Raw genomic sequence first — 12,424 nt, 5'->3', positions numbered from 1 at the left:
AGTGGGTATACTCACTAAGAAAGGAGAGCGTATGTACTTTGATTTTACAGTAGAAATACCTGAGAGCAAGGGGAAAATCACAAGGAAAAAGATAAAAGATGTAACGTACATTAATTATGAATATGACCGAATATATAAACCTGAAAAACAATATACGATTCCGAAACGAACTACAATAGGGAGACGATGCGAGGAGGATATTGAAAAAATGTATCCCAATGCAAACTATCTAAAATATTTTCCGGATAAAGAACTACCAGATAAAAAGGATCGTAGTAAAAGAAGTTGTTGTCTTCGGATAGGTTCATATTTGATGATACAGAAGATTATTAAAGACTATGAACTTGATACGATGCTAAAGCGTATCCTTGGTAAAAATGAGGATCTGTTTTTGGATTTAGTTACATACTCTATTATTGCAGAAAATAACGCAGCACAATATTATCCAGACTACGCTTATAACCATCCGCTCTTTACATCTGATATGCATATTTATAGTGATAGTAAAGTATCTGATTTTCTTAGTGAAATCACAATAAATCAAAGTGTTGGATTTCTGAATGAATGGAATGCGTCACGTAATCATAGGGAACAGATTTACATATCGTATGATTCTACTAACATGACCTGTCAGGCAGGTGATATAGATTTGGCAGAGTTTGGACATTCGAAAACGGGGGATGATAAACCGATTATTAATCATGCTATCGCCTACGATAGAACGAATAGAGAGCCTCTGTTTTGTGAGGATTATCCTGGAAGTATAGTTGACATATCTCAACTTCAATACATGCTAGAGAGAGCAAAGGGATATGGATATCGTAAAGTTGGATTTATCTTAGATAGAGGATACTTTAGTAAAGAAAATATTCACTTTATGGATAAGAACAACTATGAGTTTGTAATCATGGTAAAGGGAATGAAGAAGATTGTACAGCCACTTATCCGTCAACATTTAGGTGAGTTTGAAGAAGATAGAAAGACAAGTATTCGAAAATACAAAGTGAATGGAATTACAATAAAAGATTTTTTGTATCCATCTGATGAAAAAGAACGATATTTTCATATTTACTATAGTACTAAGAAACATCTTATGGAAAGAGAACTATTGGAAAACAAAATAGATCAAATGGCACGAACACTGAAAAAGATGGAAGGAAAGCCTGTAACTATAGCAAAGAGTTTCGAGAAATATTTCGATTTAATTTACCACCATCCAGGACAAGAGGATGAACGATTTACAGTAGCAAGAGAAAAAACAGATATAGTCAGTGATGAAATGCGTATGTGTGGGTATTTTTGTATTATTACATCTAAGAAGATGTCAGCGAAAGATGCATTAGAATTATATAAAAGTAGGGATAATTCAGAAAAACTATTTAGTGCTGAGAAGTCATTCCTAGGAAATCGAGGGCTTCGTGTGCAATCGGACGAATCAGCTGAGACGAAGCTTTTCATTGCATTTGTGGCATTAATTATACGTAGCAAGATTTATACTAGCCTCAAAGATGCTGAGGAAGAAAGTGAAACGAAACATAATTTCATGACAGTCCCAGCCGCATTAAAAGAACTGGAAAAGATTGAGATGACAAGGCACTTAGATAATTGCTATCGTCTAGATCACGCAGTAACAAAAACACAAAAAACGATTTTAAAGGCATTTGGAATTGATGCGAATTATATCAAAAGAAAATCAGAAGAAATAGGAGCTGTTTTGGCAGAGTCATAGGAGGATTAGAGAAATGGGAAGACGTAGTATATCGATAGATGAAAAGATAGAACGAGCTAAAGAACATGTATTCAAATGTAAAGATAAATATGATGAAGCACTAGCAGAGTTAGTTGCATTGCAGGAGAAGAAAAGTGATCTGCAAAAACAAGAGTTACTGGAAGCTATGGAGAATAGCACACGAAGTTACGAGGACATTTTGAAGTTTCTTGAAGGTAAATAAACATTAGGTCTGGGACGATTTTGTAAACGTCCTAGACCTATAAATGTTTTAGTGGGTAAATTTCAGGAAGTTGAGAATGATATTTTGGTGAATGAGTACATTGCAAATCAAAATACAGCATGATAATATAAATATAAGAAGCGACAAATAAAAAAGATGTAATGACAAATAAAAAGGAGGCGGATTATGGGGTTTCAGTTACCAAAAGATTTCTTTTTTGGCGCTGCAATGTCTGGACCACAAACAGAGGGTGCATACAATAAAGGTGGCAAAATAAGAAATGTATGGGATTTGTGGTCTGACGAAAGAATTTCTGATTTTCATAATAGAGTGGGCAGTTATGTCGGTAATAATTTTTATGAAAAATACGAAGAAGATTTCAAAAGTTTCAAGGATTTGCAATTGGATTCTGTGAGAACATCCATGCAATGGAGCAGGCTTTTGGATGAAAATGAGAACATCAACATGGAAGGTGTGGAGTTCTACAACAAAGTCATCCAAAGTGCAAAAAACAACAATATTGAATTGTTTATGAATTTATATCACTTTGATATGCCAGAGTATTTATACAAAAAGGGTGGTTGGGAAAACAGAGAAACTGTGGAAGCATTTGCAAATTACGCAAAGGCGGCATTCACCACATTTGGTAAGGAAATTAAATATTGGTTTACATTCAATGAACCAATTGTAGAGCCAGACCAAAGATACAGACATGGCTTGTGGTATCCATTTTTGAAAGATGCCAAACGAGGAATGAATGTACAATACAATATTTCTCTTGCACATTGTCTTGCGGTGGGCGAGTTTTACAAAGCGAAGGAAAAAGGTTTGTTGCATGAAGATGCACAAATTGGTTTGATCAACTGTTTTGCACCTCCATATACAAAAGAAAATCCATCTGCAGAAGATTTGGAAGCTCTTAGGATGGAAGATGGCATCAACAACAGATGGTGGCTTGATATTGCTGCTAATGGAAAGTTGCCAGAAGATGTGTTTGCAACATTGAAAGAGGTGGATATGCTTCCAGAAATGCGTGCGGGAGATTCAGAAATCTTCAAACTAGGCAAGGTGGATTGGTTGGGCTTCAATTATTATCACCCATCCAGAATTCAAGCACCCAAAGAACGGTTTGATGAAAATGGACATTATAAATTTTCTGACACATATGTCTGGAAAGATGCTAAAATGAATGTATATAGGGGATGGGAAATTTATCCAAAAGGTATTTATGATTTTGGTATGAAAATGAAAAATGAATATCCTCATTTGAAATTCTTCATTGCAGAAAATGGTATGGGCGTTGAAAATGAAGGACGATTCAAAAATGAAGATGGGGAAATTCAAGATGATTACAGAATTGAATTTGTCACAGAACATTTAGAATGGATTGCAAAATCCATTGAAGATGGGGCGCAGTGTTTGGGCTATCATTACTGGGGGTTAATTGACAACTGGTCTTGGAGCAACGGATTTAAAAATAGATATGGATTCATTGAAGTGGATTTAACCAATCAATACAAACGTACCTATAAAAAATCGGCACACTGGATCAAAGAGACTATAGAAAACAACAAATCAAATTAAGAGGGGCATGGAAAGGGGAAAGAAATGAAAATCGATTTTGAAAATTCTAAGTTTGTGGAAAAGTTTACAATGCTTGCAGGGAGATTGGGGAACCAAGTCCACCTAAAAACATTGAGAGATGCATTTGCAACCATTATGCCTTTGTATATTTTGGCAGGGATTGCAGTTTTGATCAACAACACTGTTTTGGGTTGGTTGTTTGATGGGGCAACATTGTCTTCTTTGCAATATTGGGGCAACGCAATCGTCAATGGCACATTGAATATCAGTGGTTTGTTGATTGCACCTTTGGCTGGGTATTATATGGCACAAAACAGAGGGTTTGACAATCCTTTGGCAGCAGCAATCTTATCCATGGCAACACTTGTGGTTATGATGCCTGCAACCATTCTTTCTACACCAATCGGTGCAGATGCAGCGGTAGAAATTGGTAGTGTACTTTCTTTCTCCAACATCGGTACAGGCGGTATGTTTGCTGGTGTTATCATTGGTCTTTTGGCAACAGAATTGTTTGTAAAAATTTCCAGCATTGAAAAATTGAAAATCAACCTTGGTGATCAAGTGCCACCAGCAGTTGGCAAATCCTTCAATGTTTTGATTCCAATTATCATTATTGTATCTGTTTTCGCAATCATTTCTGCAGTGTTGTTCAACGTATTTGACACAAACCTTGTATCTATGATTACTTCTTTCATTCAAGAACCTTTGCGTTTGGTGACAACGGGCTTGTGGGGTTGTGTAATTTTGTATACCTTGGGGAACTTGTTGTGGATTTTCGGTATCCACCAATCTGTAATCTATAGCTCCATTTTGGAACCATTGTTGATCATCAACATGACACAAAATATGGCGGCTTATGCTGCTGGCGAAGCAATTCCAAACATCATCAATGTTGCAATGGTACCTACATTTGGTATGATGGGTGGTTCTGGTTCTACAATCTGCTTGTTGATTGCAACCTTCCTCATTAGTAAAAATGCAGCTTCTAAGAGTATTTCCAAAATGTCTTTGGGACCTGGCTTATTCAACATCAATGAACCTGTATTGTTCGGTTATCCAATCGTTTACAACATCGCAATGGCAATTCCATTTGTCCTTGTTCCAGCCCTTGGGATTATCATTTCCTATGTAGCAACAAGCCTTGGTTGGATCAGTTATTGTGTTGTGCAAGTGCCTTGGACAACACCACCACTTTTGAGTGCATATCTTGCAACAGCAGGTGATTTCAGAGCAGTAATTTTGCAAGCAATCATCTTGGTATTGGGTGTTTTGATTTATATGCCATTTGTAAAAATCAATGATAATGTTATGAGTAAAGATGCAGAATAATAGACAAAACTACATAGAAAAGGAGCGATTTGCAATGAAGAATATTTTACTTGTTTGTAATGCGGGAATGTCCACAAGTATGTTGGTGGCAAAAATGCAAAAGGCAGCTGTGGAAATGAATGTGGAAGCTCACATTGAAGCAAAACCTTTGACAGAAGCAAAAATGGGATTGGGCGATGTGGATATTGTGTTGCTTGGACCACAAATCAGATATGAAAAAGCAAATGTGGAAAAAATTGCTGGCTCCATTCCAGTTTTGCCTATTGATATGCGTGATTATGGTACAATGAATGGCAAAAAGGTTTTGGAAACTGCTTTGGCAAAAATGGGGGAATGATGATATGGATGAAGAATTGGCAATGATCTGTTTTGGTATCATTTCAAATAGCGGTAGCGCAAAATCTTGTTATATCGAAGCCATTCAAAAAGCAAAAGAAGGAGATTTTACAGGTGCAGAAACCTTAATGACAGAAGGTGAAAATTGCTTCCATGAAGCACACACTGTGCATTTGGATCTTATTACAAACGAAGCTTCTGGCGATGGTGTTCTCGCTTCTTTGTTGTTGATTCATGCAGAAGATCAAATGGCAAATGCAGAAATGGCGAAAGTTTTTGCGGAGGAAATCATCAGCCTATATAAAAAATTGGCATAAGACATAGTCAAAAAATTGAAAAAATCATTGACACGTTAAGGAGAGGCACTAGGGTGTATACCCCTAGTGCCTTTTGCGGCAAAAAATAGATAGAAAATGGAGAAAAAACAATAAAAACAACAAAAACAACAAAAAGGAGGGCATTATGGATTTGATTTTTTTGGAACCTGTATTAAAACATTACATCTGGGGCGGAACCAAACTGAGAGAAGAGTTTCATTACAATGTGGATGGGGATAACATTGGTGAATGTTGGGGTGTTTCGGCGCACAAAAATGGAGACTGTAATATTTTGGGTATGGAAGGCGAAACACTGAGCAGCCTTTGGAGAAAACGACCAGAATTATTTGGGAAAAGTGCGGAAGAAACAGCGGAAAATGTATTTCCTTTGCTGATTAAAGTCATTGATGCAAAAAATAATTTGAGCATACAAGTTCATCCAGATGATACTTATGCAAAGATACATGAAAATGGTTCTTTGGGCAAAACAGAATGTTGGTATGTTTTGGATTGCGAGGAAAATGCGGAATTGGTTTTGGGGCATACTGCAACCACAAAAGAAGAATTGCAACATATGATTGCAGAAAATAAATGGGAAGAATTGTTGCAGAAGATTCCTGTAAAAAAAGGTGATTTTTTCCAAATTGATCCGGGAACGGTTCATGCCATTGGTGGTGGTATCACCTTATTGGAAACACAACAAAATAGTGATATTACATATCGATTGTATGACTATGGTCGATTGCAGAATGGTTTGCCAAGAGAATTGCATATCGAAAAAAGTGTTGATGTGATTACGGTGCCAGCGGTATCAGGTGCATCTTGTATCATAGATACAAACGGAAAACCAGTCAATGCCCTCAACCTTTTGTATGATTGCCCATATTATAAGGTGTTTGCACTGCAAGTGGAAGGCAAGGCAACAATCCAAAAGGAATATCCATATATGATGATGTCTGTGGTTGAAGGTGAGGGCGAAATCAATGGTGTGTCAATCCAAAAGGGCGAGCATTTTATTTTGACTACAGAGCTGGAAATCGCTGAATTTGTAGGCAATATGACACTTGTTGCATCGGTAGAATAAGGAAAAATGAAGGGTTTTGACATTTTGCGACTGGTAAGGGTGTATTTTTTTTTGCTTTTTTTATGGATATGTATTGAATTTATTATAAAAACAGTGTAACATATAGACAAGATGTAATGACATATCGATTAAATTGCAATGCAAATTAAAATACATGCGTGGTCTAAGATGTTGAAGGAAAGGATTGGTAGACATCGCATGAAAATTGGAGCATTGGAAGCAGGCGGCACAAAAATGGTTTGTGCAATTGGTACAGACCGAGGCGAAATATTAGATAGAATTGAAATCAAAACAGAAACACCAGAAGTCACCATGGCAAAAATTATTGATTATTTCAGACAGTTTGATATTGCGGCTCTGGGCGTTGGTTGCTTTGGTCCCATTGATATCCACAAGGAATCAGAAACATATGGATATATTACAGCAACAACAAAACTTGCGTGGGTCAATTATAATATAGTTGGAACATTGGAAGAAGCCTTGGGTGTGAAAGTTGGGTTTGATACAGATGTCAATGGTTCTGCTTTGGGCGAAGCCACTTGGGGAATTACACAAGGGATTCAAAATAGTATGTATATCACAATTGGAACAGGGATTGGCGCTGGTGTTATTTCAGAAGGACGTTTGTTGCATGGGATGTTGCATCCAGAAACAGGACATATTCAAATGAAACAACATCCAAAAGATATATTTACAGGATGGTGTCCGTATCATGGAACTTGTTTTGAGGGTATGGCAGCGGGGCCAGCTATTGAAAAACGATGGGGAAAAAAGGCTGTAGAATTGAGTGATACTATGGAAGTTTGGGAAATGGAAGCATACTATATTGCCCAAGCTCTTGTCAGCTATACTATGATACTTTCCCCAGAACGCATTGTTTTGGGAGGTGGCGTTATGAAACAAACACAGTTGCTGCCACTCGTTCATGCAGAGTTCAAGCGTCAAATGGCGGGGTACATTCAAACAAAAGAAATTGCAAAAATAGAAGATTTTATTGTATTGGCAAGTTTGCAAGATGACCAAGGGATTTTGGGAGCTGTGCAATTGGGCGTGGAGGCACTTGCTGTGTGAAGTATGCAGAAAGATAAAAAGTAGGTAGAGTGGATATGTTTCGATATGAAGAAATTGCGGAAGATTTGCAAAAGAAAATCAAAGATGGTGTGTATAAGACTTCTGAAAAATTGCCTAAGGAATATGAACTGTGCGATCAATATGAAACCAGTAGAACTACAATTCGAGAAGCTATGCAGTTGCTGGAAAACAGGGGGCTGATTTTCAAGCGCCGAGGCTCTGGTAGTTATGTAAAAAGCATTAGCGAGGAAGAAGAAGTACGCAAAGGTTTCTTACAATCTTCACAATTCAGCGGTTTCACTAAAGATATGGGAGAGCAAAAGGTGTCTTCTCAAATTATAGAGTTTGCTGTGGTAAATCCGCCAAGGGAAATTGCGGCAGCTTTGAAAATGTCCGTTGAGGATTTTGCTTATTATGTTTGTAGAATTCGACTGGTGGATGGTGAACCCTTTGTTGTAGAATATACCTATATGCCCATTCAGGTGATATCTGGCGTAACCAAGGATACGGTGCAAAAATCCATTTATGCACATATCGAAAATGTACTGCGGTTGAAAATTAGAAGCTGTCATCGAATTGCAAAAGCTATGATGCCAACCGAAAAGGAAACAGAATGGTTGGCAATTGATGATGGCAGTGTATGTATTCTGGCTATTGAACAAGTGGCGTATCTGGATGACGGTCGGATTTTTGAATATTCTGTATCTCATCATAGATCTGATAAGTTTGAATTGAAAACCATTACAATTCGATAAATATTGTGGGATTAAATACCTCTTATTAGAACAAGCTAAAAACAGCTTGTCCTCTGATAAGGGGTATTTTTGTATATGGATATATTTTGCAAAGTGAAAGGGAATTTGATTTCTAGTTTTTTATATTACTTAGTCATGGTAGTAGATTATTTTATTTGAGAACACTGGATGTAAATTTAATGTTTAAAGGGTTAAGCTAATCAAAAGCTACAATGTCATAAAGCCAATACTTGAGAGTTGATGATAAAGTTGATAGACAAAATCGTCGTAGGATAAAATGGGGTGGGTGTGATTCTTTGGAAAGGAGTTATAAGTATTTAAAAGTTACGGAATGAAAAAATTTCACTATCTTTATGCAAGTATCTTCTGGGATATTTTAGGAATTTGACAGAACAAAACCCACAGCATAGTTAAAGGTAAGTGTGCTGTGGGTTGGTTTTAAGATTAGGTGAATTTTGTGTGGTGGATTGGGATATGGTATTTTAAAATGAATGCTCAGATTCCCTACATAAGGGTTTTATCGTTTATTATAGTTTCCAAAAGTTATGTGTAGTGGATTGTATTGAACTAAATGTAAGAAGTTTATGGAAATCAAAAGTTTTTGAAATACAACTTAAAAATTCTATTCTACATCTAATTTTTGTTACATATTGGTATAGCTTATACTTCAAACTTCGAGTATTGTGTGTTTACAAAATAGAAAAGGAGATGAACCCAAATGGAAACCAAGAACTTATGTGCTCAAATTCCAATAGACCTACACCAGAAAGTCAGTGATGAGCGAGAGCAAAAAGGTATCACAACAAGCCAATATGTAACAGAAATCTTAGAAGAATTTTATCGAATGAAGGAGGCAAAGCCAATGACAAAAGACACCAGAACACTAGCACTGCAAATCCCAGAGGAACTGTTTGAGAGAATCAAAGACCACTTGCAGAAAACAGGAATGAAGCAAAAAGACTTTATCATCGGCTTGATTTTAGAAGCCTTAGAGGACGAAGAAGTAGCAAACTGAGTAGTAGAAAACTAAATCAGACAAACAACTTGGAGAGTGAAAACTCTCCTTTTTTATTGTAAGGAAGGTGATGGTATCAAAAAAGAAATGACAATGGGTTCACTATTTGATGGGATTGGTGGCTTTCCCTTAGCTGCCATACGAAATGGAATCAAGCCGATTTGGGCATCAGAAATCGAAAAATTTCCAATGGAAGTGACAAAGATACGCTTTCCAGATATGTTGCATCTGGGGGATATTACAAAGCTAGATGGAGCAAAAATACCGCCTGTGGACTTGGTTTGTGGCGGAAGCCCCTGTCAGGATTTAAGCCTTGCAGGAGCCAGAAAGGGTTTGGCTGGTGAGCGTTCAGGATTGTTTATGGAACAAATAAGAGTGATAAAAGAAATGAGGGATGCAGATGAAAAACGAGGAAGTGCAGCTGAATTTATTCGACCAAGATATATGCTCTGGGAAAATGTCATGGGCGTGTTCTCCTCCCAAAGTGGCGAAGATTTCAAGGCGGTCTTGGAAGAAACGTGCAAAATTGCTGACAGCACCATACTTATACCTCGACCTGAGGGAGGGGTATGGAAATCTGCTGGGTGCATTTTGGGAGGAAAATTCAGCGTTGCTTGGCGAGTATTGGATGCGGGGTACTGGGGTGTCCCCCAAAGAAGAAATCGAGTGTTTCTTGTGGCAGATTTTGGAGGACATTCCACATATCCGCAAGAAGGCGGAGCAAAACCGAAGGTTTTGACTTTTGGTTTACCAAAAGTATTGAACAACCCAAAATACTATTTGAGCAAGACAGCTTGCTTGGGGATTTTAAGGAGAGCTGAAAACAGAGGAAAGGAATTGCCAAAGCAGTTGAAAGATGCACTGTTGATTCAATCAGGGCAAGTGACAGAGGTACAAATGGTGGATGATGAATTCAAAAGTTACCACATCAATCAAAGAAATGAGGGGATTGACTTGGATGGATTGTCTGGTGCCTTGCTTGCAACACAGAACATACAGATGCAAACATTTGTGAAAGAACCACTGTATTGTTTGTCCGACCAAGGTGGTGAATGCATGAATGTTACCAAAGATATGGTTGGAACTTTGCGAGCCAGTATGGGTGGTCATTTGCCGATTATCAAACAAGAGTTGTACGAAAATCATGCAAAGGATGCAAGGTACACAGGGCCACTTGATGTAGCACCAACCATATCTGCCATCTATGGAACAGGCGGAAATAATACTCCATTTGTTGCAGAACCAATAGCTTTTGGAATCGAAGCCATCATAAATGAAACAGACACATCTCATACCTTAGATACAGCAAATCCCAATCCAAACAAATCTCAAGGAGGACTTGCCATTGTGCAAGAAAGCTATTGCATTGCAGCCAACACCATCAATAGAGATGTGAAAAATGGTGGCAATGGATTGGGTTGTCAAAGTGATATTGCATACACTTTAACTACCGCAGATGTGCATTCGGTTTACAAACCAGAGCCATACCAAGATGTGGTTGGTGCAATTTGTGCCACCGATGACAAAGGTCCAAACAACCAATATGTGGGTGCAAATAAATGTATCGTAGATCAACAACAGGTGTTTGGACAAAGTTCTTATGGTGGATATGGTGATGAAATCAGCACACTTTGTGCCAGTGGTGGATATTTGGGTGGTGGAAGTGAAAACTTATCGGTCAGCCGAAATTTAGTTCGTAGATTGACACCCTTGGAGTGTGAACGATTACAAGGTTTCCCAGACAACTGGACGAACATTGATGGTGCAGCCGATTCCCCAAGATACAAAGCACTGGGCAATAGCATTGCAATTCCTTGTGCTGAGTACATCATGCAAGGCATTGCGTTGGCACTGGGTGGAGGTGATATATGTGTTTGATTTGGCGGTGGATGGTGTTCTAGATCAATTTTGCGATTGGATTTATGGGAGCATTATCGAATTTTTTGGTGAGTTTTTTACTATGATGAATTTAATGGGTGCAGAATTATTTGAGATGGATTGGATTCAAGGTCTGCTCTTATTTTTTTACCAATTCGCTTGGTGTTTGTTCATTGTGGGCATTGTGGTGGCTGTTTTTGACATGGCAATCGAAGCACAAAAGGGCAAAAATACCATACAAGACTTGGGACTCAATATCCTAAAAGGCTTTTTTGCCGTTAGCTTATTTACAATAATTCCAATCGAGCTGTACACCTTTTCGGTGAATCTTTCTGGGAAACTGATTTATGGCTTGACCAGTTTGACTTCATCACCAGATGATTATGGTGCCATTGGTGAATTGGTTGCAGGCTCATTTCAACTGATTACGGGTGGGATATTCATACAGATTGTCTTGGCATTTATGATTGGCTATGCTGTGGTCAAGGTGTTTTTCGCAAACTTAAAACGTGGTGGCATACTCATTATTTTGATGGGGGTAGGCAGTTTATATATGTTTTCTGTGCCACGAGGATATGGCGATGGCTTTGTCAATTGGTGCAAACAAGTGATTGCTCTTTGCATGACCGCATTCCTACAAACCATCATTTTAATTGCTGGACTTGTGACCTTTAATGCAAATATGTTGTTGGGAATTGGAGTTATGCTATCGGCAACGGAAGTGCCACGAATTGCCAATAACTTTGGCTTAGATACCAGCATGAATGTGAATATGATGAGTGTGATGTATTCTACACAGGCGGTCACTAGATTGATTAAAAAATAAGGAGATGAAGCAAATGTACATTTACCCAAGTAATTTAAAAGAAAAGTCCAAGTTCGCACTGTGGTCATTGAAAGACATTACCATACTGCTCATTGGTGCGATTTTATCCGCTGTGATTTTGGCAGTGATAGACGTGATGTTGCCATTGGTGCTGGTTGCAATCTATGGATTTTTGACCGTTCGTAGTGAAAATGAAGTGACAATCGCAGACTATATCAAGTTTGCATTTCGCTTTTTTATGAAGGAACAGCAGACGTTTGATTGGAGGTTTTGAGAA

The 12,424-nt window shown here is 38.0% G+C and carries 13 protein-coding genes; all 13 read left to right on the top strand.

All coding sequences use genetic code 11. The features are described from left to right. Nucleotides 1–31: 31 nt before the first annotated feature. The 13 genes from MJY40_RS12290 to MJY40_RS12230 all read left to right on the top strand — a co-directional run bounded on the left by MJY40_RS12290 (nt 32) and on the right by MJY40_RS12230 (nt 12,421). Nucleotides 32–1,729 (top strand): IS1634 family transposase, encoded by a 1,698-nt coding sequence (locus MJY40_RS12290; RefSeq protein WP_317853737.1) that lies wholly within the window; start codon nt 32–34, stop codon nt 1,727–1,729. A gap of 13 nt (nt 1,730–1,742) precedes the next feature. Continuing rightward, entirely contained in the window at nt 1,743–1,952 is a 210-nt protein-coding gene (locus MJY40_RS12285; protein WP_317853736.1) for an ErpK protein, read from the top strand. Between the two features lie 186 nt (nt 1,953–2,138). Further along, nucleotides 2,139–3,536, top strand: a complete 1,398-nt coding sequence (locus tag MJY40_RS12280) for a glycoside hydrolase family 1 protein (RefSeq protein WP_317854500.1) — start codon at nt 2,139–2,141, stop codon at nt 3,534–3,536. 24 nt (nt 3,537–3,560) lie between these two features. Further along, the gene (locus MJY40_RS12275) at nt 3,561–4,865 is read left to right on the top strand and encodes a PTS sugar transporter subunit IIC (RefSeq protein ID WP_317854499.1); all 1,305 of its coding nucleotides are present in this window, start codon (nt 3,561–3,563) and stop codon (nt 4,863–4,865) included. 34 nt (nt 4,866–4,899) lie between these two features. Next, complete coding sequence (locus tag MJY40_RS12270; RefSeq protein WP_317854498.1) at nt 4,900–5,202, top strand: PTS sugar transporter subunit IIB; 303 nt, start codon at nt 4,900–4,902, stop codon at nt 5,200–5,202. Between the two features lie 4 nt (nt 5,203–5,206). Continuing rightward, entirely contained in the window at nt 5,207–5,518 is a 312-nt protein-coding gene (locus MJY40_RS12265) for a PTS sugar transporter subunit IIA (protein ID WP_317854497.1), read from the top strand. A 145-nt stretch (nt 5,519–5,663) separates the two neighbouring features. Beyond that, nucleotides 5,664–6,602, top strand: coding sequence for a type I phosphomannose isomerase catalytic subunit (locus MJY40_RS12260; RefSeq protein WP_317854496.1), 939 nt, complete (start codon nt 5,664–5,666; stop codon nt 6,600–6,602). Nucleotides 6,603–6,800: 198 nt separating this feature from the next. After that, nucleotides 6,801–7,673 (top strand): ROK family protein, encoded by an 873-nt coding sequence (locus MJY40_RS12255; RefSeq protein ID WP_317854495.1) that lies wholly within the window; start codon nt 6,801–6,803, stop codon nt 7,671–7,673. 35 nt (nt 7,674–7,708) lie between these two features. Further along, nucleotides 7,709–8,428, top strand: a complete 720-nt coding sequence (locus MJY40_RS12250) for a GntR family transcriptional regulator (protein WP_317854494.1) — start codon at nt 7,709–7,711, stop codon at nt 8,426–8,428. A 718-nt stretch (nt 8,429–9,146) separates the two neighbouring features. Next, a complete protein-coding gene (locus MJY40_RS12245) occupies nt 9,147–9,443 on the top strand; it encodes a 4-oxalocrotonate tautomerase (RefSeq protein WP_317854493.1) in 297 nt (98 codons plus the stop codon). A gap of 93 nt (nt 9,444–9,536) precedes the next feature. Next, the gene (locus MJY40_RS12240; RefSeq protein ID WP_416387497.1) at nt 9,537–11,321 is read left to right on the top strand and encodes a DNA cytosine methyltransferase; all 1,785 of its coding nucleotides are present in this window, start codon (nt 9,537–9,539) and stop codon (nt 11,319–11,321) included. After that, complete coding sequence (locus MJY40_RS12235; protein ID WP_317856419.1) at nt 11,308–12,147, top strand: conjugal transfer protein TrbL family protein; 840 nt, start codon at nt 11,308–11,310, stop codon at nt 12,145–12,147. Before MJY40_RS12240 ends, MJY40_RS12235 begins: the two co-directional genes overlap by 14 nt. A gap of 13 nt (nt 12,148–12,160) precedes the next feature. Beyond that, nucleotides 12,161–12,421 carry a hypothetical protein gene (locus MJY40_RS12230; protein ID WP_317854269.1) on the top strand — a complete coding sequence of 87 codons (261 nt, stop codon included), beginning with the start codon at nt 12,161–12,163 and terminating at the stop codon, nt 12,419–12,421. Nucleotides 12,422–12,424 lie beyond the last annotated feature (3 nt).

This window comes from Chakrabartyella piscis (assembly GCA_030067835.1).
Lineage (GTDB): Bacteria > Bacillota > Clostridia > Lachnospirales > Anaerotignaceae > Chakrabartyella > Chakrabartyella piscis.
This window is presented reverse-complemented; position numbering and strand designations above follow the sequence as displayed.